The 22,914-nt window shown below is 62.2% G+C and carries 19 protein-coding genes; 6 read left to right on the top strand and 13 right to left on the bottom strand.

The features are described from left to right. Positions 1-230: 230 nt before the first annotated feature. Complete coding sequence (locus SJ05684_RS07880; RefSeq protein WP_034854879.1) at positions 231-1,493, top strand: sensor histidine kinase; 1,263 nt, start codon at positions 231-233, stop codon at positions 1,491-1,493. 133 nt (positions 1,494-1,626) lie between these two features. Further along, positions 1,627-2,142, top strand: a complete 516-nt coding sequence (locus tag SJ05684_RS07875; RefSeq protein WP_034854922.1) for an OsmC family protein — start codon at positions 1,627-1,629, stop codon at positions 2,140-2,142. Between the two features lie 100 nt (positions 2,143-2,242). On the opposite strand, the gene SJ05684_RS07870 is transcribed toward SJ05684_RS07875, so the two are convergent. Beyond that, positions 2,243-2,797 (bottom strand): RBBP9/YdeN family alpha/beta hydrolase, encoded by a 555-nt coding sequence (locus SJ05684_RS07870; protein WP_034854921.1) that lies wholly within the window; start codon positions 2,795-2,797, stop codon positions 2,243-2,245. Between the two features lie 161 nt (positions 2,798-2,958). On the opposite strand from SJ05684_RS07870, the gene SJ05684_RS07865 reads away from it, so the two are divergent. After that, complete coding sequence (locus SJ05684_RS07865; RefSeq protein ID WP_034854878.1) at positions 2,959-3,768, top strand: DUF2189 domain-containing protein; 810 nt, start codon at positions 2,959-2,961, stop codon at positions 3,766-3,768. 20 nt (positions 3,769-3,788) lie between these two features. Here the strand turns inward: SJ05684_RS07865 and SJ05684_RS07860 are convergent, their stop codons facing one another. The 7 genes from SJ05684_RS07860 to SJ05684_RS07830 all read right to left on the bottom strand — a co-directional run bounded on the left by SJ05684_RS07860 (position 3,789) and on the right by SJ05684_RS07830 (position 9,758). Continuing rightward, positions 3,789-4,118 (bottom strand): PilZ domain-containing protein, encoded by a 330-nt coding sequence (locus SJ05684_RS07860; RefSeq protein WP_034854877.1) that lies wholly within the window; start codon positions 4,116-4,118, stop codon positions 3,789-3,791. Positions 4,119-4,256: 138 nt separating this feature from the next. After that, complete coding sequence (gene purB, locus SJ05684_RS07855; RefSeq protein WP_034854876.1) at positions 4,257-5,564, bottom strand: adenylosuccinate lyase; 1,308 nt, start codon at positions 5,562-5,564, stop codon at positions 4,257-4,259. A 63-nt stretch (positions 5,565-5,627) separates the two neighbouring features. Further along, positions 5,628-6,176 carry a hypothetical protein gene (locus SJ05684_RS07850; RefSeq protein ID WP_050980011.1) on the bottom strand — a complete coding sequence of 183 codons (549 nt, stop codon included), beginning with the start codon at positions 6,174-6,176 and terminating at the stop codon, positions 5,628-5,630. Beyond that, complete coding sequence (locus SJ05684_RS07845; RefSeq protein WP_034854875.1) at positions 6,173-6,916, bottom strand: DUF2259 domain-containing protein; 744 nt, start codon at positions 6,914-6,916, stop codon at positions 6,173-6,175. Before SJ05684_RS07845 ends, SJ05684_RS07850 begins: the two co-directional genes overlap by 4 nt. Further along, positions 6,913-7,590: a ribulose-phosphate 3-epimerase gene (rpe, locus tag SJ05684_RS07840; protein WP_034854873.1), complete on the bottom strand. Its 678-nt coding sequence runs from the start codon at positions 7,588-7,590 to the stop codon at positions 6,913-6,915. The genes SJ05684_RS07845 and rpe overlap by 4 nt, the downstream gene beginning before the upstream one ends. A 72-nt stretch (positions 7,591-7,662) precedes the next feature. Then, positions 7,663-8,673: a P1 family peptidase gene (locus SJ05684_RS07835; RefSeq protein ID WP_034854872.1), complete on the bottom strand. Its 1,011-nt coding sequence runs from the start codon at positions 8,671-8,673 to the stop codon at positions 7,663-7,665. Next, complete coding sequence (locus SJ05684_RS07830; protein WP_034854871.1) at positions 8,670-9,758, bottom strand: branched-chain amino acid ABC transporter substrate-binding protein; 1,089 nt, start codon at positions 9,756-9,758, stop codon at positions 8,670-8,672. The genes SJ05684_RS07835 and SJ05684_RS07830 overlap by 4 nt, the downstream gene beginning before the upstream one ends. Before the next feature lie 266 nt (positions 9,759-10,024). Between SJ05684_RS07830 and SJ05684_RS07825 the strand changes: the two genes are divergently transcribed. Then, on the top strand, positions 10,025-10,546 hold the full coding sequence (locus SJ05684_RS07825) for a flavin reductase (RefSeq protein WP_083846138.1): 522 nt from the start codon (positions 10,025-10,027) through the stop codon (positions 10,544-10,546). Between the two features lie 14 nt (positions 10,547-10,560). On the opposite strand, the gene SJ05684_RS07820 is transcribed toward SJ05684_RS07825, so the two are convergent. The 5 genes from SJ05684_RS07820 to SJ05684_RS07800 all read right to left on the bottom strand — a co-directional run bounded on the left by SJ05684_RS07820 (position 10,561) and on the right by SJ05684_RS07800 (position 20,315). After that, positions 10,561-11,388, bottom strand: a complete 828-nt coding sequence (locus tag SJ05684_RS07820) for a carbohydrate ABC transporter permease (protein WP_095694232.1) — start codon at positions 11,386-11,388, stop codon at positions 10,561-10,563. Next, positions 11,385-12,287 carry a carbohydrate ABC transporter permease gene (locus tag SJ05684_RS07815; protein ID WP_034854868.1) on the bottom strand — a complete coding sequence of 301 codons (903 nt, stop codon included), beginning with the start codon at positions 12,285-12,287 and terminating at the stop codon, positions 11,385-11,387. Before SJ05684_RS07815 ends, SJ05684_RS07820 begins: the two co-directional genes overlap by 4 nt. 34 nt (positions 12,288-12,321) lie before the next feature. After that, positions 12,322-13,557, bottom strand: coding sequence for an ABC transporter substrate-binding protein (locus tag SJ05684_RS07810; protein ID WP_034854867.1), 1,236 nt, complete (start codon positions 13,555-13,557; stop codon positions 12,322-12,324). Positions 13,558-13,765: 208 nt separating this feature from the next. Then, positions 13,766-19,321: a trifunctional serine/threonine-protein kinase/ATP-binding protein/sensor histidine kinase gene (locus SJ05684_RS07805; RefSeq protein ID WP_095694231.1), complete on the bottom strand. Its 5,556-nt coding sequence runs from the start codon at positions 19,319-19,321 to the stop codon at positions 13,766-13,768. Positions 19,322-19,673: 352 nt separating this feature from the next. Next, on the bottom strand, positions 19,674-20,315 hold the full coding sequence (locus SJ05684_RS07800; RefSeq protein ID WP_034854865.1) for a response regulator transcription factor: 642 nt from the start codon (positions 20,313-20,315) through the stop codon (positions 19,674-19,676). A gap of 586 nt (positions 20,316-20,901) precedes the next feature. Between SJ05684_RS07800 and SJ05684_RS07795 the strand changes: the two genes are divergently transcribed. Together SJ05684_RS07795 and SJ05684_RS07790 are read left to right on the top strand one after the other, a co-directional pair. Then, on the top strand, positions 20,902-22,284 hold the full coding sequence (locus tag SJ05684_RS07795; RefSeq protein WP_050980014.1) for a polyhydroxyalkanoate depolymerase: 1,383 nt from the start codon (positions 20,902-20,904) through the stop codon (positions 22,282-22,284). Further along, the gene (locus SJ05684_RS07790; protein WP_034854864.1) at positions 22,284-22,694 is read left to right on the top strand and encodes a response regulator transcription factor; all 411 of its coding nucleotides are present in this window, start codon (positions 22,284-22,286) and stop codon (positions 22,692-22,694) included. The genes SJ05684_RS07795 and SJ05684_RS07790 overlap by 1 nt, the downstream gene beginning before the upstream one ends. Positions 22,695-22,914: the final 220 nt, after the last annotated feature.

Genomic DNA, 22,914 nt, shown 5'->3' with positions numbered 1-22,914 from the left:
TCTTTTCAGACGCGCAAAGGTCGCTGTAACTCTTTGAATCTGGGCATCGAGCTTTCCGAAAATCGGGTACGATTTTCGGGCCGATGCGCTAAGCAGGCATTCGTGGGTTTCCCCACGAATGCCTGCTTAGATTCCTTTACTTTGCCGCAGGTTCTGATCGCAATACCGTGGCACACTTTTGCGGAACCTGCTTAGGACAACGGCATGCATCAAAACAGAGACCTAGAGCCATGCGCAGCCGGCTGTTCCTGAAAATCTACCTGACGCTGCTGGCAAGCCTTGCAGCGGTCGCCGTCGCCAGCGCGGCCTTTGTGTGGCTGGGGAAAGGCGAAGAAGACTCCAGCTGGCACAGCCAGCGCGCGCGGTTCATCACCGCGCTGATCCCGCCCGACATGGACCGGGGCTCGGTGGAGGCGACGCTCGAGCGGTTTTCACGGGCCTTCCACGCCGACATTGCCGTCTACGATCGGCGCGGCAGGCTCATCGCGAGCGCCGGCCGGCCGCTTCCACGCGATATCGGCGAGGGGCCGTGGCGCCATGATAGGGGCAAGCTTCACACCATGGTGACCGAGCTGCCCGACGGACGCGCGGTCGCCGCACGGATGGAGCGGCCCTTCCGCCCGGTCGGCCGAAATCCGCTCGCCTATCTGGCATTGATCGCCGGAGTTATCGGGCTCGCCGCGTATCCGGTGGTGCGTCATCTGACCCGAAGGCTGGAGCGGCTGCGCGCTGGCGTGGATGCCTGGGGCAGGGGTGATCTCGTGGCCCGCGTACCGGCGGAGGGGCGCGACGAGGTCGCAGCGGTGGCGAAAAGCTTCAACAAGGCCGCCGATCACGTCGAGCGGCTGATCAATTCACACCGGGCGCTGCTCGCCAATGCCAGCCATGAGTTGCGCTCGCCGCTTGCGCGCCTGCGCATGGCGATCGACCTTTTTGAGCAGGCGCCGGAGGAGCACCGTAAGGAAGAGATTGTCCGCAACCTCGCCGAACTTGACCGGCTGGTCGAGGAAATTCTGCTCGCGAGCAGGCTCGACCATATCGAAAAGCTCGAAGCGCAAGAGGCTGTCGACGTGCTCGCCCTGGTGTCGGAAGAAGGGGCTCGCAATGGGGTGGAGGTTTCCGGCACGCCCGCGACGGTCGCGGGCGACGCGCGCCTGCTCGGCAGGCTCGTGCGCAACCTCATGCAGAACGCGCTGCGTCACGGCGGCCCGCCTGTTAGAGCCACGGTCGCGCTGGTGGATGGCACGGTTGAAGTGAGCGTTCGCGATCACGGACCGGGCATCGTGGCCAGCGAGAGCGCTCGCGTGTTCGAGCCGTTCTATCGGCCCTCCGGGCGCAGCGAGGCCGCGGGCGGCTGGGGACTGGGGCTTGCGCTGGTGCGCCAGATTGCCGAGCGCCACGGCGGCAGGGTGCGCTATGAATCGCCTCCGGGCGGCGGCGCCTGCTTCATCGTAACGCTTCCGGTGCATCGCCCCCCCCGGAATGTAAGCTGAGTCGGCGTGATGCACCTGGCTGAAGAAGTTCTCCTTCGCTCAATCTGCGAGATATGGGATCTACCCATTGCGGAGTTTGGTTGCCGACGGCACTGTGAGACCGTGTTCGTGACATCGGAGGAGAATGATGATGATGGATGCCGCCGCGCTGCGTGCCTTACAGGCGCCGATCAAGGAACGCTACAGATCCAATCCCGAGGCGGCATATATCACGCTTCGTGCGAATGGCGCGCTCGACGACCAGAACATCGCCTGCAAGGTGGAAACCGGGCGCGCGCTCGCGGTGGCGGGCCTGCATCCGGCGACCGGTGGGACGGGTCTCGAACTCTGCTCTGGCGACATGCTTCTGGAAGCGCTGGTTGCCTGCGCCGGGGTTACCCTGAAGGCGGTCGCGACGGCGCTCGAGATTCCGCTCGAGTCCGGCACGGTTTCGGCCGAGGGCGACCTCGACTTTCGCGGCACGCTGGGCGTCGACAAGGACGCGCCCGTCGGTTTTTCGCAAATCCGGCTTTTCTTCGACCTGGAAACGGATGCGCCGCAGGAGAAGGTCGATCAGCTTCTGAAGCTCACGGAGCGCTATTGCGTCGTCTATCAGACGATCCGCAGCGGGCCGTCGGTGGAAGTCGAGCTACGCCGGAACGGCGCCTGATGTCGCCGCGCATTCGTGCGCGCAGACGACCGTCGTTACAGCGCCGCTAGTCTTTACAGACGCGCAAAGGTCGCTCCAACTCTTTGAATCTGCAATAGCGCTATGCCTGCAGACGGCTCAGAAACTGGGCGAAGACCATGGATCCTTCCGGCCACGGACCATGGCCGGATTCCGTATTGATATGGCCCGCCTCGCCGGCGTCGATCAGCAGCGACCCCCAGGCGTTCGCGATGTCGCCGGCGTGGTCATAGGAACCGAACGGATCGTTGCGGCTGGCGATCATCAGCGAGGGGAAGGGCAAAGGGTCTCGCGGGTAGGGCCCGAAGGTCATGAAGTGTTTCGGTCGGATCTTCGAATTGTCCACATCCGGGGGCGCAACGAGGAAGGCACCGGCGATTCGCCGCTTGCAGTGCGGAAGTGCATGGACCGCCGTCGGCACGCCGAGCGAGTGCGCAATGATCACCACCGGTTTCGTCGCGGCGTTGACCTCATGGATCATGCGCGCAACCCAGTCCTCCCTGACCGGCTTCGACCACTCTGCCTGAACCACGCGGCGCGCTGTCGAGAGCTTGCGCTCCCAGCGGCTCTGCCAATGGTCGGGACCGGAGTTGGTATAGCCCGGAACGATGAGGATATGCGTGTCTGAGACCTTCATGATGGCCGCGATTTGGCGATGAAAGGCGCTGAAGTCAAGGCACAGGCGACAGGGCACGCATTTTCTGTATAATCAGAGCCGGCGGTCGCGCTTGGCAGCGGCCCTTTTTATGTCGCTGTCGTGAGTCCGTGGCCGCTCTGGTTCGTTGAGGAGTGTGAGCCATGACAACCTTCCATGTCCTCTCGGGGCCGAACGCGGACGTTGTTCATCCCGAGATACGAAAGATTGGCATTGCAGATGTATTCGACGCGCTGCGTCTCGGCTTCGAGGATTTCCGCGAGAAGCCGTCGCATTATGTATTTTTATGTCTCATCTATCCTGTTGCCGGTGTTGTCCTGATGACCTGGAGCGCGGGCGCCAACATGCTGCCCTTGCTCTACCCGCTGGCCTCCGGCTTCGCCCTCATCGGGCCGGTTGCGGCGCTTGCTCTTTATGAGATCAGCCGGCGCCGTGAGCTCGGCATGGATGCGCGATGGCCGCATGTCTTCCGGTTGCACCGTCATCCCGCAATTCCCTCCATCTTGGCGGTCGCGGGGCTTTTGTTTGTCATTTTTATCGTCTGGTTGCTCGTCGCCCAGGCGCTTTACATCACGATTTTCGGCCCGACACCTCCCGCTACGATCGCCGAGTTCTGGAACAATATCGTCGGGACAGAAGAAGGCTGGAACCTGATCATCGTCGGAAATGCCGTGGGCTTCGTGTTCGCGGTGATCGTGCTCGCGATCAGCGTCGTCACCTTCCCGTTGCTGCTCGACCGGGACGTCGGAGCCCTGGCGGCGATCGAGACCTCGGTCCGGGCGACGCTTGCGAACCCCATCCCGGTCGCAACTTGGGGCCTTATCATCGCCGCAGGCCTGCTGATCGGATCGATCCCGATCTTTGTCGGCCTTGCCGTGATCATTCCGATATTCGGCCACGCCACCTGGCACCTTTATCGCAAGCTGGTCGAGCCAGCCCGAACGGCGCGGTAGGCTAAAAAGGGTGGCCGGCCTCAGGCCGGCCACCGCATCTCCACGTCACGGAAAAACTTGTAATAGGACGAGATTTGCGCAGCCGTGTTCGACGACAGGTTGAGCTTGACGCCGATCATGTCGCCGCGGCACCAGCGCACGATGCCAGTCAGGTGACCGAGTTGCTCGCTCTCGATCGTCACCTCCTGCCCGCTGCGAACGCCGATGTCGAAAAGCAGCTGAAAGCAGACTCCTTGGGAGGAAAGGTCTTTCACGATGCCGTTCGTCCACCCGGTCTTGCACGTGACCTTTCCGGTAATCTGGGTTTGATCGCGCGGGGACAGGCGCTGAACGTTATCCCTAAAGGCCATAGACACCTCGCAGCCTGAATTGACAGATCACAACTTGTTTCACGCGAAGATTGAAAGCACCGCTAAAAAAATCGCCCGCATTTGAGAAAAGCGCTCAAATGCAGGCGAATATGTTTCGTCTCGGGGCTGAGAGTACAATCAGGCCGTGCCAAAGACCCGACGGAAGATGGTATCGACGTGTTTGGTGTGATAGCCGAGGTCGAACTTCTCGCGGATGTCCTCCTCGGAGAGCGCCGCGCGCACTTCCTGGTCGGCCAGCAGTTCCTCCAGGAAGTCCTTGCCCTGTTCCCATACCTTCATCGCATTACGCTGAACGAGGCGGTAGGCATCTTCGCGCGAAACTCCGGCCTGGGTGAGGGCGAGGAGCATACGCTGTGAATGAACAAGTCCTCGGAACTTGTTGAGATTCTTCATCATGTTCTCTGGGTAGACGACGAGCTTGTCGACGACCCCGGTCAGGCGGGCCAGCGCGAAATCGAGCGTCACGGTGGCGTCCGGTCCGATCATGCGTTCCACCGAAGAGTGGGAGATGTCGCGTTCATGCCAGAGCGCGACGTTCTCCATGGCCGGGACGACGAAGGCGCGAACCATGCGGGCAAGGCCGGTCAGGTTTTCCGTCAGCACCGGGTTGCGCTTGTGGGGCATCGCCGAAGACCCCTTCTGACCCGGCGAGAAATATTCTTCCGCCTCCAGCACCTCGGTGCGCTGCAGGTGGCGGATTTCCGTTGCAAGGCGTTCGATCGACGAGGCGATGACCCCGAGCGTGGCAAAATACATGGCATGGCGATCGCGCGGGATCACTTGCGTCGAGACCGGCTCCGGCTTCAGGCCAAGCGCCTTTGCCACATGTTCCTCGACGCGCGGGTCGATGTTGGCGAAGGTCCCGACGGCGCCGGAAATGGCGCAGGTGGCGATTTCTTCGCGGGCGGCGCGCAGACGCTCCCGGCAGCGGTCGAACTCCGCATAGGCGAGGGCCAGTTTGACGCCGAACGTCGTGGGCTCCGCATGGATACCGTGCGAGCGGCCGATCGTTACCGTATCCTTGTGCTCGAAGGCGCGGCGCTTCAAAGCATCGAGCAGCCTGTCCATATCGGCAAGCAGGATATCGGTGGCCCGGACGAGCTGCACGTTGAAGCAGGTGTCCAGAACGTCCGAGGAGGTCATGCCCTGGTGCACGAAGCGGCTGTCGGGTCCCACGAACTCGGCAAGATGCGTCAGGAAGGCGATGACGTCATGCTTGGTGACCGCTTCGATCTCGTCGATGCGCGCCACATCGAAGGTCGCGGCACCGCCCTTTTCCCAGATCGTCTTTGCCGCCTCCTTGGGGATGACGCCGATTTCGGCCAGGGCATCGCAGGCGTGCGCCTCGATCTCGAACCAGATGCGGAATTTCGTTTCCGGCGACCAGATGGCCACCATTTCCGGCCGGGAGTAACGGGGGATCATGGGCTCTGTGCTTTCGTTGTCAGTGGAGGATGGCTGTGCGTCTAGCAAAGATGACGGGGAAGCTCAACGCTGTTGAGACCCATCGGAGCGCGCCAGCCAGAGGCTAGCAAGGACAAGGGCACTGGCACCGACGGGCAGGTAAAGTCTGACGCCCAGGACGAGGAACTGATAGAAGGCCGACGCCGATGTAAAGAGGAATTGAAGGAGCCATGTGCGGGTGCCGGGTGCGGCGTGCCACTGCGAATAGAAGGCCCGGTAATCGAGGGAAAAGAGGCAACCCGTCACCCCGATCGTGCCGGCGATCAGGCACAGGAGGAAGGCGGCGAGGCGGGTTTCGAAGGCGCGGCCCTGAGCAAGCCAGCGGGCGGCGAACAGCGAAGGCGGCCATGCAAGGAGTCCGCCGAGTGCGTAAAGCAGCAGAATTTCGCGCAGATGAAACGTGGCATCATGCTCGCTCACCCACAAGGCATGCCAGGCCGACAGCGCCATCGTGAAGGCCCAGAAGGGGCTGCCGACCGCGACTTCCCGGAACGTGGGAAAGGCCCTGACGATGCGGTCGCGGGCCGAACGGCGCACGACGATGGAACGGTTGGCCGGCGTCTCGTCCGTCATCGCCGGGGCCAGGTCGGGACGGCGATCCAGCGGCCGTCGGTCGTCCCCTCGAAGCCGAGCGATTTGACCAGCACCATCACCACATGCACTTGCGAGCCGTCGTCATTGATGTGGGTGACGACACCGCCGATGCGGTAGCCGGTCGGACAGCGTCGGCTCTCCGGTATGCGGGCGTCGTCCTGGAGCACGTCGGCGGCGGGCTCGCCGGCCTTTTCGGTCATGACCAGGCGGAAGCCCTTGACCTCATTCAGGAACTCCTTGCAGATTCCCTCCGCCGCAAAGCTCTTCTCCTCGAGTTGCAAGGCATAGGCCTTTCGAAACGCCGGATCGGCCGGAAAGGCGTAGTAGCCGAGCGTGTGCTCGGCGGCATCCGCTTCCGTTACGGGATTATAGGCGGCAAGCAGGCCGGGCGCGTCGGGGAGGCGATAGGCATCGACCACCGGTGCGGCACGCCTGCGTGCCTCGTGCCGGGCCATAGGCAGATTGCCGCCGTCGCTTTCGATACGCGCCCGAACGGGCGAGCCAGGCAGGAATGTGTCGGCCCGGGTGTCGAGGGCGTAGATCGTCGAATAAGGAAACCCGGAGCCGTCCTCGATGCCATATTCTTCGAAGGCGAAGACGGTTCCGTCCGACGAAAAACCGATCGGTCGAAAGCCGGCATAGTCACCGGCGACGGCCGGAGACGTGGCCATCGCCGTTACCGTCAGGAGCGGAGCCGCAATCGCCGACCGCCAACTCATCCGCGACCGGTCTCCGCCGCCGCGCGGATGGCGGCAATGGCGCCGCGATAGGCCTCGACGGAGCCGCCCTTGAAGACCGCCGAACCGGCAACCAGGACGTTGGAGCCGGCCCTCGCCACAGCGCCAGCCGTGTCCGGTGTGACGCCGCCATCGACCTCTATCTCGATCGGGCGATCTCCGACCATCGCCTTGATCCGTCGGATCTTCTCTTCCATCTCGGCGATGAACTTCTGGCCGCCGAAACCCGGATTGACCGTCATCACCAGAATCAGGTCGACGGCATCGAGCACATATTCGATCGTGCTTTCCGGCGTCGCCGGATTGAGCGAGACGCCGGCCTTCTTGCCAAGTGCCCTGACGGTCTGCAGTGACCGATGCAGATGCGGTCCGGCTTCGGCATGCACGGTCAGGATATCGCAACCAGCCTTGGCGAAGGCTTCGAGGAAGGGATCGGCCGGCGCGATCATCAGATGGCAATCGAAGGTCGCGTCCGTGTAGGGGCGCAGCGACTTGATGACGTCCGGTCCGAAAGTGATATTCGGCACGAAATGGCCGTCCATCACGTCCAGGTGAACCCAGTCGGCGCCGGCATCGACGACGTCGCGCACCTCCTGGCCAAGTTTTGAAAAGTCGGCCGCCAGGATGGATGGGGCAATGCGAATGGGGTGGATCATGAACAGCCTCCGCTCTTTTGCGCGCCATAGCATCCCGCGGCAGTGCAAACAACATGGGAAGGTGATGGCCGGCTATGCCGACGCCTGCGACCAGGCGGGCTTGACGTCATTCTCCGCAGGCGCGGCGTCGTGGACGCCGCGCGCGATCGCCCGCGCCATCGTGGCAGCGGCGGCGACGCCGAGATCGATGAAATCCTCGAGAAGCGGCTTCTTGCCGCCGGCGCCCGTCGACAGCGCGAAGACGAGGTCGCCGTCGAGCGGCGTGTGCGACGGCCAGAGCGCTCGCGAAAAGCCGTCATGGGCGGAAATCGCCAGTCGTTTGGCCTCGGCCTTGGTGAGAACCGCATCGGTGGCAATGACGGCGATGGTGGTGTTGACGGGCGCGGCCGGCGCCTCGCGGAATTTGAGCCGTGGCAGCATCGCGTCCCCAGGCCAGGGGGAGGGCATGCCGATGCCGCCGAATTCGCCGTCCAGTTCGAAGGGAGCGGCCCAGAAATGGCGCGTCCCCCCAATCGTAGCGGATCCCAAGGCGTTGACGGCAACAAGAGCGCCGACGGTAATGCCGTTCGCAAGCACGGTCGATGCCGAACCGAGGCCGCCCTTGAAGGTTGCCGTCAGTGCACCGGCGCCGGCGCCGGCACTGCCCGTCGCAAAGCTGCTGGCGGCAGCCCGAGCCGCCTCGTAGCCGAGTTCGCGATAGGGGGAGAACCGTCCCCAGTCCTTGTCCCCGCCATTCATCAGATCGAAAAGGATCGCTGCCGGGACGATCGGGATGCGCAGCGAGCCCACAGGAAAGCCGCGGCCCAGATCGCGAAGTGCCGCCTGGACGCCGGACGCGGCATCGAGGCCGAAGGCGGAGCCACCGGAGAGCACGACCGCATCGACCGTCTGTACCGTATTGTGAGGGGCGAGCAGGTCCGTTTCACGCGTGCCGGGGGCGCCGCCGAGCACAGCTATGGCCGCGGTCGCAGGCGGATCGCAGAGCACCGCTGTGACGCCCGATTTCAGGCGCTGGTCATCGGCATTGCCGACGAGCAAGCCCGCGACGTCCGTTATCGCGTTGCTCTCTCCTCTGCGCATCATCCGCCATTGCCCGGATTCGCGGCGTCCACGAAGCGGCCGTCTTGCCATTGCATCAGCTTGTAGGGGCTTTGGACGCGCTCGTGGGCGCTGTTGAAGCGGATCGGTCCCAACACCGTCGGATAGGGCCCCTTCATGAGAGCATCCGAAAGGGCGCTGTCATCCTCCTCTGCCTGGTCCTTCGCCTGTTCGAGGAGCGATACCGCGGCAAAAGCCGGCAGGACGTAGCCATCCGGCTCCAGGCCCGCGGCACGCATCGCCTTGACGACCGGGGCGGCCTCCTGCGACCGTGACGCATCGGGGATTGTAACGGCCAACACGCCGTTCTCGAGCGGCACATTGAGGTCGGCCGCGTACAGGACATCGCCGCCCATGAGCGTGATCGGAATGTTCTCGGCCTTGGCATCCCGCGCTATGATCGCCGTGTCGTTGCGATCGCCGCCGGTGAAGACATGGGTTGCGCCGCTCTTGGCCAGACGGCGGACGAGACTGACCTGCTGCTCCTGTGCCGGACGATAGGTGTCGGTGAAGACGGGGGTGATCCCGATTTCGGCAAGCGCATTGCGCACGGCCTCGACGAGCTCGCGGCTGTGAATGGTGCCGTCGTCGATGAGCGCGAGCGGCTTGTCCCTCCAATTCGCAACGATCGCGTCGATGATTGCCCTTGCCTCGGCCTTGCCGCTCGGAGCGAGGCGATAGAGCGGCCACTTCTTCTTCAGCGCATCCTCCATGAGGATGTCCGAGCGCACGCTGAGTGTGATGGCGGGCATGCCGGCTTCGGCAAGCGCCGGGAGTACCGCTTCCAGGCCCTCGGTGCAGAGAAAGCCGATCGCAGCCTCCGCGCCGCTCGCCAGCAGCGCCTTGGCCAATTCGTCGCCGCCGGCGGGTTCGCAGCTTTCGCCGATCGCGACGACTTCGCTTCCCCGCTCACCGGCTTGGAAGGCGGCGCCGTCCATGATTTGCCTTCCGAGCGTCGCAAAGGGGCCGTCGATGGGGGCGACGACCGCCAGTTTCAGCCCTGCGGAGAGTGCCGGTGACGCCAGCATCAGCCCCGCGATGAAAAGGCTCGTAACGATTGATTTCGGCATGCTTTTTTCCTGCTGTCGCATGCCATGTTTTAAGGCAGACGCCCCGCTCGTCAAAGGAAAAGATCGCCTACAGCGCCGCGCTACTCTTCAGACGCGCAAAGGTCGCCGAGACTCTTTGAATCTGCGCATCGAGCTTTCCGAAAAATCGGTTCCGATTATCGGGGCGATGCGCAAGGGCCGCGTCATTGCCGTCTGCGTCATGTCGGTGCGCTGATCGGCAAGAATCTCCGGCCGCCGGGTTTCATATTTCGTCTGACAGTCTATGTATGAGCGAGACCGATCCGGAGCGAGATGTGTTGGAGAAGACCCGGCTGGACCCGATAGCTTACCGCGACGCTATGAGTCGCATGTCCGCGCAAGTGCAGTTGATTACCGCCGCCGACGGCACCGAACGGCGGGGCGTCACGATCACCGCCTCATGCTCGGTCTCGGACGACCCGCCGATGGTGCTTGCCTGCCTCAATGCCGCCAATCCGCGCAACGACATCTTTTCGCGCAGCGGCAGCTTCGCGCTGAATGTGCTGGGGGCACAGCATCGCGCGCTGGCGCACGCATTTTCCGGCCGGGACCAGCTCGAGATGGAACGACGCTTCGCACTGGCTCGCTGGACGCAGCTTGCGACCGGCGCTCCCATTCTCACGGATGCCATCGTCGCCTTCGACTGCCGTCTCATCGAGATCAAGATCATGGCGACCCATGCGATCCTCTTCGGCGAAGTGGTTGACGTCAGGATAGGTGAGACGCAGCCGCCACTCATTTATGTGGACCGGGAATACCGCACGATCTGAGTTCTCGATGGAGATTACCTCAAGGCGCCCGAGGTGAGGCCGGAGATGATGCCCCGCTGCAGGAGAACGAAGGCGACCAGTATGGGGGTTACATAGATGGTGGCATAGGCCATGATGCCATTCCATTCGTTGGTGTTAGGCCCCATGAAGCTGTTGAGCCCGATGCTGGCCGGTTGCAACTCGGCCCTCTGGATTATGGACCTTGAATAGACGAACTCGCCGAAGGCTTGCATGAAGATCAAGAGGGCGCTGACCACGATGCCGTTCCGGGCGAGCGGCAGGGCGATACGGAAAAACGCTCCGACGCGAGAATCTCCGTCCACAAGTCCCGCCTCCTCCAACTCCTGCGGAACGCTCAGGAAGGCCGTGCGCACCAGCACGACGAAGAAGGGCATACTCTTGGCGGCGATCGCCAGGGTAACCGCGAGACGAGGGTACTCGAGCAGGCCGGTCTGTGAGAAACCGACGAAGATCGGCGTGATCATCAGCGATGCGGGTAGGACCTGCAGCATGAGAATGAGGAAGAGCGTGACATCCACCCAGCCATTTCGGTAGCGGGCCAGCACATAGGCACAACCGACGCCAAGTACAGAGATCATGGCGACGGCACCGAAAGCAATGACCAGCGAGTTCCAGATGTAGCGGCCCATGTTGCGGCTCTGCCAGACCTCGGCATAGATATGCCACTGGGGGTCGGCCGGCCAGAAAGCCGGAGGACTTGCGAATATCGCCGAGCCGGATTTAAGCGCGGTGACGTACATCCAGTAAAGCGGGAACAGGTAGATGGCAGTGAACACAAGCGCCACCGCCAGCATCAGCTTTTCCCGGAAGGGGTGCCTCATCGTCGCACCTCATGGCGCGTCGATCGGACATAAACGATCGAGGCGAGGATCACGAATACGATCATGATAACGGAGACCGTCGCGCCCTTGGCGAAGTCGTACTGGCGGAAGGACAGTTCCCAGGCCCAGTACTGGGCGACATTGGAGGAGTTGTTCGGTCCGCCGTTGGTAATGGCTGCGAAGAGATCGAACTGCTGCAGCGTGAAGATGAGCCCGAGCGCCATGAGCGCACCGATCGAGGAGCGCATCATCGGCAGGGTGATGGTCCGGAAACGCTGCCACGCATTCGCACCGTCAAGTTCTGCGGCTTCATAGAGGTCGGATGGAATGGCCGACAGGCCGACCGACAGAAGGATCATGTTAAAGGAAGTTCCGAACCAGATATTCGCGACGATTACTCCCCACAGTGAGTAGTTCGGGTCAGATCGCCAGAAGATATTGCCATTGGTCAGGCCACTTTCGCGCAAGAGGAAATTCAGGACGCCGAAGTCACCCGAGAGAATCCAGTTCCAGATCGCCCCGACGACGAGACCCGGCATCACCCAGGAAACCAGGAAAAGGCCACGCAGCCAGCTGGCGCCCGGAAAATTTGTCCAGAAGAAGAGGGCCAGCCCGAAACCGATCAGGAACTGGCCGACAATGGATGAGACGACGAATATGGCCGTGTTGGCGAAGATCGGCCAGGTTTCCGGCTGCGCGAAGAGTTCGGCGTAATTCTTGAGGCCTACGAAGGGTCGCCAGAAGGTTCCCAGGCTGAACAGGTCCACTTGCTGAAAACTCATCAATACGTTGTAGATGAGCGGCAGTCCGGAAAGGGTAACCAGGAAGGTGAGCGGTAGCGCAACGAGCGCAATGTCGAATCCCTTGCCATCGACGATACTGGACAAGATCCCCTTCATGGACGCCCACCTTCGCTGCGAACATTTTTCTTTTTCAGCCGAGCACGGCCTTGATCTTTTTCGCTGCCTGATCAAGCGCTTCCTTGGAAGACATCTGACCGGTAAGTGCCGATTGAATGGCATCCTGGATTGCCTTGGAGATCTTCGGCCATTCAGGATGCGGCCCCCGAGGCTTGGCGTATTTGAGCTGCTCGACAAAGACCTTGAGCGCTGCATCCTTGAGCGGCTGGCCGGTCTCTGCGACAGCGATATCGGCTCGGGCCGGGAGCAGGCCGAAATCCCCGAACATGCGGTCATCCTGGGAGACGAAATATTCCAGCACCTTGAAAGCCTCGTCAGGATGCTTCGTGCTGGAGAAGATCGCCCAGTTGAAGTCGCCCATGGAAGAGGACCGTTCGGCTCCCTCTTCCGGCACCGGCAGCAACGTCACGCCCCAGTCGAACTTTGCTTCGGCAACCATGCGGTCGAGCTCCCAGGGGCCGGAAATTGCCATGGCCGCGTTTCCCGAATTGAAGGTGCCGGTCGAGTCCGACTGACCGCGCGTCAGCGTATCCGGGGAAGCAAGCCTCTCGTCAAGAAACGTTTTCCAGAGTTCGAGCGCTTTGACCGCGCCATCGGTGTTGATGTTCTCGTAGGTGGCACCGGCCATCTGAGCCCAGGGGAGGAACTGGAACGTGCCCTCCTCGCTCGCCTTGGCCGAAAAGGCTATGCCGTAGACATTGGCAGCCGGATCCGTCAGCTTTCGGGCGGCGTCCACCAGTTCGGCCCATGTCTGTGGCGGCCTGTCGGGATCAAGGCCCTTCGCTTTGAACATGTCCTTGTTGTAGTAGAGCGCGATCGTATTCGTCGCCTTGGGAACGCCATAATGCCTGTCTTTCCACATGGTGGAGGCGAGCGGGCCGGGGAAGTAGTTTTCCGGCTTGATCACCGTAGACTTCGCGATCATATCGGTCAGGTCGAGAAAGGCCCCGCGCGAGGCGAAGAGCGCGTGTTCCGGATTGTCAACCGCGATGATATCCGGAGCCTGGCCAGTGGAATACGCACGCAGCGCCTCGTTGACCAGATCGTCAAACGGAACCTCCCGGTACTCGACTTTGATGCCCGTATTAAGCTTGTTGTAGTCGGCAACCAGGTTCGGCGCCGGCCGAACGTCTCGATCCTGCGACCAGACGGTGATCGTCACGTCCTCCGCCTGGGCCGGAGCGTATAAACCTAAGACGCACGCAAGCGCGAAAGCGCCGCCCAGCAGAGAGTATTTGTGGATGCCCATGGTCTCCTCCTTCGTCATCGGGCCCGATGACCCCACGTGATAGTGGCGAATTCAATCCGGCCACCCGGCCGTCTCCCTTCCTCGAAGGATCTACACTGCAAGGGGGTTCGGCCAGCCGTTTGGCCCTACTGCATGTCTCCTTAATCGACCTCGATTTAAGGGTAAAGGCATGCGGAAATTCAAAGTGCTACAGCGACTTTTGCGCGTCCTACAAGACGGGCGGTGCTGTAGTTCCCGACACTGCCGTTTGGGCGGGATACTCCTCGCCTGCGATTTCATCCCGGTCGACAGGTAGGGTGAACTGAAACACGGCCCCGCGAGGTTCATTCGCGCTAACCCACAACCGTCCACCGTGAGCTTCGATGATCGAACGGCAAATCGACAGTCCCATGCCCATGCCGCTGGATTTGGTGGTGTAAAAGGCCTCAAACACGCGGTCCATACCCAGCGGATCCACCCCAGGACCCGTGTCCCGTATCCTAACAGTCACATCTCCTGAAGTCTCTGTTTCGGTGCTGATCCGCAGCTCGCGCTCTCCTTCATCGATCTCGCTCATCGCCTCGATGGCGTTCATGATCAGATTTAGGATCACCTGCTGCAATTGAACGCGATCTCCTTTCACGTACGGCAGGCTAGTTGAGAACTCGCTCCGCAGCGAGACTGCCTGTCGGCGTACTTCGCCGTGAGACAGGGCGATCACGTGGCTCACGGCTTCATTGAGGTCGAACTGCACCTTCAAAGGCGGTTCCTTCTTGACCAAGGCGCGGATCCGACCGATCACTTCTCCGGCTCGGTTGGCGTTTCCCACGATCCGGCCGAGCGCCTGTGCCACCTCCTCCAGATTGGGCGGATGGGCGCCCAGCCAGCGCAGGGCGGCCTGGGCGTTGGTAACCGACGCGGCGATCGGTTGGTTGACTTCATGGGCGATAGAGGCTGTGAGCTGTCCCATCGTGGCGACGCGGTTTGCGTGCGCCAGTTGCCCCTGCGCCTCGCGCAGGGCTTGCTCGCTCTCGCGTAGCGCCTCTTCCGCCCGCCGGCGCTCCGTCAGATCGAGCACGAAAGAGACACCTTCGTCGCTACGTTCCTCGAAAATTGCGCCGCCGATCAGGACCGGTACGCGGCTGCCATCTTTCCGAAAATACTCTTTCTCGAACGGTTGGACTGCCCCGATCATCTCCAGCTCCGCGTGGGTCCGTGCATCGCGGTCGCTCCATTCGACCGGCGTCAGGCCCGTCCAGCATAGCCGACCTGAGGCAAGATCCTCCCGGTCATATCCAACGATACGGAGAAAAGCGTCATTGGCTTCAAGAATTCGACCTTCGGTATTCCAGAGAACGATTCCGATGATGTTGGCGTCGACTAGGCGACGGATTTTGGCTTCGCTTTCTGCGCGATCCCGGTACAATCTGGAGTTTTCCAAGGATATCGCTGCCTGTGACGCGAGCAGCTTCAGCACCGCAATTCGGGCCGACGCGAAGATCCGAGGCGCGAGGTTGTTCTCGAGATAGAGCACTCCGGTCAACTGACCCTGGTTGAGCAACGGCAGGCAGAGAACGGAACGCGCTTGTTGTTGACGGATGTACGGGTCCGCCGAAAATGGGTTCTGAGCCGTAGCGTCACCGAGAACCACGCTCTCCTTTGTGCGCAATACATAATGAAGGACGGTGACCGGCAGTGTCTCCGCTGTCACGAGCCCGTCGCAGGACTGCACAACGACCGTGTCGCCGCAGGTCGTCGCCTCCGCCGTGATCCGTGCTTCACCGCCATGCGACAAGATCAACAGGCCGCGCTCGGCTCCCGCCTGCTCAATAGCGGTGCGCAAGACCGTTTCAATCAGCTTTTCGAGGACGATCTCGCCCGAGACGGCTTGCGACACCTTGATCACGGTGGCGAGATCAAGCCGTTCGATCGGTGCTCCGATCGATCTCGTCGGAGCAGGTGCGGTCTCGTCCTCCCCCAAGTGCGGATACAATGCATCGATCTGCTCGACCTTGGCGTCAGCCCCCCAACTCAGGTAGCACTGCCGGGCCCGTCGCAGAAGGGCACGGGAATTGATCTCCAAGCCACTGGCCGCGTAGTAACGCCCGGCCAGTTCGCAAGCCAGCGCCTCGTTGTGAATCAAACCGTTGTGGCGGGCAGAGCGGATGGCCTGGTCGTAGAGGCGCTCGGCCTCAAGGCGCCGCCGTTTGAGGCGGGCGATCTCGGCGCCGACTAGCGCGGCGCGGCTCGCGAAGTTTTCCGGGCAGTGTTCTGCCCACTCCTGGAGCCGGCGTTGGTGGACGGCCAAGGCCTTGGTATGGTCAGCGCGCGCCGCAGCCGGGGCCGAGTCATAGAGGGCGGCCCGCGCCAATGCAGCATATAGATGATACTCCGCCCTCTCAAAAATGGCTGGCGACATCCAGAGCAGTCGTTCTGCTTCTGTCGCCGCGGACGCGGCGGCGGCATAGTCGCCGGCGAACAGGCGTGCCTGTAGCTTACGGATCCAGTACAGGCAGGCGGCGATCGACAGGCGTGGATCCTCGTCCAGATGCTGCTCGAACCGAGCCTCGTCGAAGCCGCCACCGTTGAAGGAGCCAAATATTGCGGTTTTGCCCTGGAGAGTTCGGACAAGCCCGAACTGAGCAGTTATGAGGTCGACGACGAGCCCGAACTTCGACTGGCGCGCGAAGTCGAGTCCGGCCTCCGCTTCGCGCTGCACTTCGGCAAGCGGGTTGCCGATGGCCAGTAGCTGGGTGAGGATATTGTTGCAGCTGAAGGCCGCGTAGGTCGGATCACCGGCCCGCAGTGCCACGTCGAAGGCATGGCGTGCGAGCGGGCGGCCCGTGGTGAAATGCTGCAGGGACGGTTTCGCAAGGTTTCCGAAGGCTAGGTAGACGCGGGCCTTGAGGCGGTCCACTCCACTCCGCTCCGCCATATCGAGCCCAAGCTCACCGAAGCGGAATGCAGCCTTGTAGTCGCCGAAAAACAACCCCAGCACGTTGCCCACCGCGGTGTAGGCGTAGCACGACGCGTCGCTGTTGCCGTGCTCCAGGCTGAGATTCCCCATGCGACCGATGACGAGGCAGCGCAGATTCTCGTCGGTGAACAGGGCCGGCGACACGAGGGAGGTGAGGACATCCATCGTCGCGCACGCGACCGGATCGGTCATCCGGGGCAGATCAATCAACGCGTCGACCGAACGGTCGCCGAGTTGCCGCCACAGCCGCGCGTATTCCTGCCGGACATCGTCGTTCGTCGGATGCGGCGACCATGCGACGCCGACGCGGCGCAGGTAATCGAGGCCGACTGCCACCGCGCGGTCGCTGCGAGCGAGGGTCATGAAAAGGTCTACTTGCAACCGGGTCACGGTTGCCGAGTCCGGCAGACTGGTGGCGCGGCGTGCGAGTTCAGCCAGGTGCGCCTCCGCTCCCCCCAACGCACCGGTAAGGAATTCGCACTCGGCCCGGTGCAGTTCCAGCGCGAAGGTGAGTTGGTATCGGCGCTCCCAGCCCTTAGCCGACAGTAATGCTAGCCCCGCGGTGAGATAAGTCAGCGCCGAGGCGTAGGCAGTGGAGGCTTTGGCGCGCCTGCCGGCGATCAAGTTCAGTTCGGCCAAGCGCTCCCGTTCGTCGCTCGATGCGATCAGCGCGGCGCCGCGGTTTAGGTGGCCGACGATCTCGAAGACGCGCTCCTCGACCGCGGCCGGCGGCGTGATCGCGGCCAGCCGTCGGCCGATGGCGAGATGCGCAGCGGCCCGGTTGCCTTCCGGTATGAGCGCGTAACCTGCCTCCCGAACGCGATCATGCAGAAAGTGATAGGCTCCATCCTTCCGGAACACCAACCCGGCTCGCTCCGCCTCCAGCAGTGCTGCGACGAGCACCGCCTCGCTCTCGCCCAGAACCTGGCTGAGGGTGGCGATCTCGCCAACGTTTCCAAGGCAGGCCAACTGCTGCAGGGCCTCCCGGGTCGCATCGGGGAGACGGCGCAATTTGCCCAGCAAAAGGTCAACAACATTGTCCGTGTAACCCTTGGCGTGAATGCCATCGAGGTCCCAGGACCAGCGTGCCTGCTGATGGTCGAAGGCCACCAGCCCTTCCTCGGCCAACGCGGTGAGGAACTGAATGGTGAAGAAGGGATTGCCGGCGGTCTTTTCGTGCACCAGCCGGGCCAGAGGCGCGGACCGGGCTGGCGTGCAGTGCAGGGCATCCGCGACAAGCCGGCCGAGATCCTCGAGGCCGAGCGGCGCCAGCACAATCTCCCGCACAGGTCGGCTCCTACTGCGGACGGCCGCCAGCCGCCGCATGAGCGGGTGTGCGGGCTTGACCTCATTGTCTCGGTAGGCTCCAATCAGCAGCAGATGGCGCAACTCGGTCTGGGTAATCACGTACTCAAGCAGGTCGAGCGTCGCAGCATCAAGCCACTGCAGGTCGTCGAGGAACAGCACCAGCGGGCGTTCCGGCCGAGCGAATACACCAAGCAGCCGGCAGAATACCATGTGGAAGCGGCGCTGCGCGCCCTGCGGCGGCAGCTCGGGCAAAGGCGGCTGCGGGCCCAGAAGCAGCTCGAGCTCAGGGACGAGTGTCACCATAAGCTGACCGTTCGGGTCGAGCGCCTCGCCGAAGGCCTCGCGCCAGGGAGCCAGTTCGGCCTCGCTCTTGCCCAGCAGCGGCCTGATCAGTTCCTGCAGTGCCTGCGCCAAACTGTTATATGGTATGTCTTGCTTGTATTGGTCGAATTTGCCCGAGGCGAATAGTCCGCGAGGCGGCACGAGCACCTTGTCCAACTCGCGGACGACGGCGGATTTGCCAATTCCGGAGTAGCCGGATACCAGCACCAACTCCGGGGCGCCACCCTCTGCGATGCGATCGAAGGCGGCGAGCAGGGTCTTGATCTCCCGCTCGCGTCCGTACAGCGTTTCAGGAACCAGAAGCTGGTCCGGCGTGTCGTGTTCGCCGAGGGGGAAGTCATGGATGCGGCCTATAGCCTCCCAAGCCATGAGGCAGCGCCGCAGGTCGTGCTCCAGACCGCCGGCGGTCTGGTAGCGCTGCTCTGCGGTTTTTGAGAGCAGCTTCATGGTGATCGCGGAGAGGACGCTGGGGACCGCCTTCACACGCTCCGCAGGCGGCAAGGGCTTCCTGGCAATGTGGCAATGCACCCATTCCATCGGATCGTCAGCCGCAAACGGCAGTGCGCCCGTGAGCATCTGATAAAAGGTGACGCCGAGCGCGTAGAAATCGCTGCGAGAGTCGACCGTCCGGTTCATACGGCCGGTCTGCTCCGGTGCCATGTAAGCGAGGGTTCCCGTAATGGTCTCGGGTGGGTCGGGTGACCGCCGCAGGCGGGAGACGCGAGAGGCAATGCCAAAGCCGATCAGCCGCACGTCATCACCCCCGCCGTTCACCAGAATATTGGCCGGGTTGATGTCCTTGTGAACGAGACCGCGCTGATGGACCTTACGCAGAGCCGCAGCGAGGCCGATGGCGATGCGCAAGAAATCGTCGATATCCATCGGGCCGTCGAGTAATCGGGCGAGCGGCTCACCGCCGGGGTCCTCGAGCACCAGCATGGTCCGGCCGCCATCGCGTACGAACTCCAGCGGCCGCACGGCCCATGAACCGTCCAGATCGTCCTTCAGTTCATATTCGTGGGCGAGGCGGGCGAGGCTTGAGGGAGGCGGGTGCTCGCCGGCGGGGAGCACGGTCAGCACAGGGTTCCACCGGCCGCTCACACCCCGACGCCGTGCGCGGCACAGCACGCGTTCGCCGTCCTCCCACAGGACCTCCAACGGCTATCTCCATCAGCGCCGAATCGAGAGGATGGGTTCAACCGCTCGACTCGGTAAACAAATTAGCGTTCCCGACAGATTGTCAGCAACATGGCACACATTCGTCCGCCCAGCCTTGCCGGAGCGAAAACAAAAGATCCTTACCACACGACGATGTAGTCTGGCGACGTCATTTCCTGCGACATTAGCCAACCCTCCCCGTGGGAGAGGACTTAAAGAGACCTTTGTTGGGAGGAGGGCCAGCCCATTGGGAGGAGATGATGGTGAACCTTGCCCATCTGACCATATTGGCACGGAAGAAGAGTTGGGTACCAAGGTGAAGGAGGTGGGCTACACGCGGGCATGATCCTGCCTATACCGGTTTCCCAGCCGAGACCTGCAACTTGTCCGCCATGCGGGCGAGTTCGGGTAAGGACGAAGCACGCATCTTCTGCATGACCTGGCTGCGGTGAACCTTCACGGTAATCTCGCTCACGCCCAGATCGCCGGCAATCTGCTTGTTGAGCCGTCCGGTCACCACCAACGCCATCACCTCGCGCTCCCGCGGCGTCAGACTGTCGAAACGCGTGCGCAGCGTCGCCATTGCCTTTTCATTGTCAAGCCATGCGCGGTCGCGCGCCAGGCCGACGTGAACGGCGTCGAGTAAATCCTGATCGCGGAACGGCTTCGTCAGAAACTCGACCGCGCCCCCCTTCATCGCTTGGACGGACATGGGGATGTCGCCGTGCCCGGTGATGAAGACGATCGGTAGCTGAATATTCTCGCGAGATAGCTCGAGCTGGAAATCCAGACCGCTTTGTCCCGGCAGCCGGACATCGAGCACGAGACAGGTCGGGCTGTCGGGTCGCCCGGATTTGAGGAAGTCGCCCACAGAAGCGAGGAGACGAACGGAGAATCCGACGGAACGCAGCAGACTGCCCAGCGCCTCGCGGATCGCCGGATCATCATCGATGACAATGACGGTTCCTGGGACAGTTCCTGGCGTCTCGGTCATTGTCGACCCATGATGTTAGATTCTCTGCGGGGGCATGCCCCATCGGTACCCGTCGAGGGAGTGTTAAGGGACGGCCAACCAGCACGGTGCCTGTGACGCAATGTGAACACTCCGCTTCCTTCGCCGGTGTCGAGACGGGTCTTCTTCGCTGCCAGTACGAGATGAGCGGGCTGCCCCTCCGAGCATCTTGCGCCTCCTCATGCCTCCTTAACCGACCTCGGTTTCAGGACAAAGACATGCGGCGATTCAAAGCAAGCGTCTGGTAAGACGCTTTTCCCGCGCTCACGTCTCTGGCGGCTGCTTCACGGACCCGATCCGCATACCTTGTGGGCGGCACGAGGCCAGGACTGGCGACGCTCTACCGACCGAATACGGCACACATTATTAGACGAAGGTATAGGTATTGCAAGCCTTTAGCCGTGCCGCTGAACGTTACGTACAATCGAAGGGAAGGGCTCACCGGATTACTCTGGTCGGGACAAGCGGCAAATCTGGTCGATAGCCCCAGACCGCTTCCGGCAAAAGCAATGGACACAAGAACTGCCGATCAACGGTGGTTCTCGCATTCCACGCACAGGAGTTTTCGATGAGCCATGTCCTCTCCAATCCCGCCTATCTCTGGTATGAAGCGGCACATTGGTTGGTCACGCCGGCACGGGCAACCACGCGGGGCATGAAGCGCTTCTTCGAGGACCCGATCAACCCTTTCGCTGGAACGTCCTACGGGCGGACCATCGCCGCTGCCTGTCAGCTCTTCGAGGGGACGACGCGGCGCTACAACAAGCCCGCGTTCGGACTTACAAGCACGCTCATTGATGGCCAGCAGGTCGGAGTGAGCGAACGCGTCGCCTGGGAACGCCCCTTCGGCCGGGTGATCGCGTTCGATCGGAAGCTCGGGGAAACGAAGCCGCAACCGAAGCTCCTGTTGGTTGCCCCGATGTCGGGCCATTTCGCTACCCTCCTGCGTGGCACGGTCGAGGCCTTCCTACCTACCCATCAGGTCTTCATCACCGACTGGGCCGACGCGCGCCATGTGCCGCTGTCACACGGGCGATTCGATCTCAACGATTACATCGATTACCTCATTTCGATGTTCCATTCGCTCGGGCCCGACCTCCACATTCTGGCGGTCTGCCAAGCCTCCGTGCCGGTGCTCGCAGCCATCGCCTCCATGGAGGCCGGCAACGTTCCGCTAGCGCCGCGTTCAATGACGCTCATCGCCGGGCCGGTCGACACGCGCCACTCTCCAACGGAGGTGAACCGGCTCGCCGAGACGCGCGGCATCGATTGGTTCAGGAGGCACTGCATCTCAAAGGTACCGCAGACCTATCCGGGTTCCCGGCGCGACGTCTATCCGGGGTTTATGCAGCTCTCCAGTTTCGTTGCGATGAATATCGACCGGCATATCAGCGCCCACTACGAGATGTTCAAGCATCTCGTCGACGGCGACGGCGACGCGGCTGAGAAGCATCGCGACTTCTACAACGAATACCTGGCTGTCATGGACCTGACTGCCGAGTTCTATCTGCAGACGGTGGAACAAGTCTTCCTCCGCCATGCCTTGCCCAAGGGCGACATGATCCATCGCGGGAAACGCGTCGACCTGAGCGCCATTCGGCACTGTGCCATCATGGTCGTCGAGGGTGAGAAGGACGACATCACCGGCATCGGTCAGACAAGAGCGGCCCTCGAACTCACGCCCAACCTGCCGCCGCACAAGAAGGCCTACCATCTCCAAAATGGGGTTGGTCATTACGGCGTATTCAACGGTTCCCGCTTTCGCGCCCAGATCGTGCCCCAAATCGCCCATTTCATACTGAAACAGTCGATGAGTTCTGGCGGGATTGTTGCCACCACAGCACCACCAACCGGGCGAAGAACATCTGTGACACCGATAGGCCACGCATCGCCGCAACCAGCCGCAGCCAGAGATCGAGACGACTCTGTTGGCGAATTCGGGAGGCGGTAGTGCCAACCACAAGACCACAAATTGCGATCGTCGACGACGACGAGGCGATGCGCGAGGCCATCAAGGGGCTCATGAGGTCGGTGGGATTTGACGCCGAGGCTTTTTCATCGGCGGATGATTTCTTGAGGTCTCCCGATCTCCGCCGCACGACGTGCCTGGTGACGGACATCCATATGCCCGGAATGAGCGGACTCGAACTGCACCACCGACTTCTCTCGATGGGCGAGAACATTCCGACCGTGGTAATGACGGCTCATCCAAACCAGAATGCGCATCTGCGTGGATGGGGGCCGGACATCGTCGGGTATCTCGCAAAACCGTTTGGGGAGCAGGACCTGCTGAATTGCATCCGTTCTGCGCTGCCGCGCGGTGACGTTGGCGAAAACTTCAACCAGAAACGGGACCCTTAAGACGCTGCTGACTACGGGCTTGCACCGCTTTCTAGGGCGGGTCTTTCCGGTAGTTCGCTCCTGTCAGGCGTCGGGGCCAGGTCCGTTGTGTAAATAGCCCGTTGGCTTCGTGCGCGGGAACGGCAGGTATAGGAGCCCTTGGACTTGGGTACATGCTATCTCCTCCTCTTTGACACTCGTACCGTCCCCAACGCCAATAGTCAGGTGGGGCGGCGTACTG

Source organism: Sinorhizobium sojae CCBAU 05684 (genome assembly GCF_002288525.1).
Lineage (GTDB): Bacteria > Pseudomonadota > Alphaproteobacteria > Rhizobiales > Rhizobiaceae > Sinorhizobium > Sinorhizobium sojae.
The sequence above is the reverse complement of the archived record's forward strand: the minus strand, read 5'-3'. Positions and strand labels throughout refer to the sequence as shown.

Bases quoted from the DNA above. Each gene is read 5' to 3' on its own strand.
- SJ05684_RS07880 (WP_034854879.1), top strand. From the start codon at position 231: ATGCGCAGCCGGCTGTTCCTGAAAATCTACCTGACGCTGCTGGCAAGC.
- SJ05684_RS07875 (WP_034854922.1), top strand. From the start codon at position 1,627: ATGGATGCCGCCGCGCTGCGTGCCTTACAGGCGCCGATCAAGGAACGC.
- SJ05684_RS07870 (WP_034854921.1), bottom strand. From the start codon at position 2,797: ATGAAGGTCTCAGACACGCATATCCTCATCGTTCCGGGCTATACCAAC.
- SJ05684_RS07865 (WP_034854878.1), top strand. From the start codon at position 2,959: ATGACAACCTTCCATGTCCTCTCGGGGCCGAACGCGGACGTTGTTCAT.
- SJ05684_RS07860 (WP_034854877.1), bottom strand. From the start codon at position 4,118: ATGGCCTTTAGGGATAACGTTCAGCGCCTGTCCCCGCGCGATCAAACC.
- purB (WP_034854876.1), bottom strand. From the start codon at position 5,564: ATGATCCCCCGTTACTCCCGGCCGGAAATGGTGGCCATCTGGTCGCCG.
- SJ05684_RS07850 (WP_050980011.1), bottom strand. From the start codon at position 6,176: ATGACGGACGAGACGCCGGCCAACCGTTCCATCGTCGTGCGCCGTTCG.
- SJ05684_RS07845 (WP_034854875.1), bottom strand. From the start codon at position 6,916: ATGAGTTGGCGGTCGGCGATTGCGGCTCCGCTCCTGACGGTAACGGCG.
- rpe (WP_034854873.1), bottom strand. From the start codon at position 7,590: ATGATCCACCCCATTCGCATTGCCCCATCCATCCTGGCGGCCGACTTT.
- SJ05684_RS07835 (WP_034854872.1), bottom strand. From the start codon at position 8,673: ATGATGCGCAGAGGAGAGAGCAACGCGATAACGGACGTCGCGGGCTTG.
- SJ05684_RS07830 (WP_034854871.1), bottom strand. From the start codon at position 9,758: ATGCCGAAATCAATCGTTACGAGCCTTTTCATCGCGGGGCTGATGCTG.
- SJ05684_RS07825 (WP_083846138.1), top strand. From the start codon at position 10,025: ATGAGCGAGACCGATCCGGAGCGAGATGTGTTGGAGAAGACCCGGCTG.
- SJ05684_RS07820 (WP_095694232.1), bottom strand. From the start codon at position 11,388: ATGAGGCACCCCTTCCGGGAAAAGCTGATGCTGGCGGTGGCGCTTGTG.
- SJ05684_RS07815 (WP_034854868.1), bottom strand. From the start codon at position 12,287: ATGAAGGGGATCTTGTCCAGTATCGTCGATGGCAAGGGATTCGACATT.
- SJ05684_RS07810 (WP_034854867.1), bottom strand. From the start codon at position 13,557: ATGGGCATCCACAAATACTCTCTGCTGGGCGGCGCTTTCGCGCTTGCG.
- SJ05684_RS07800 (WP_034854865.1), bottom strand. From the start codon at position 20,315: ATGACCGAGACGCCAGGAACTGTCCCAGGAACCGTCATTGTCATCGAT.
- SJ05684_RS07795 (WP_050980014.1), top strand. From the start codon at position 20,902: ATGAGCCATGTCCTCTCCAATCCCGCCTATCTCTGGTATGAAGCGGCA.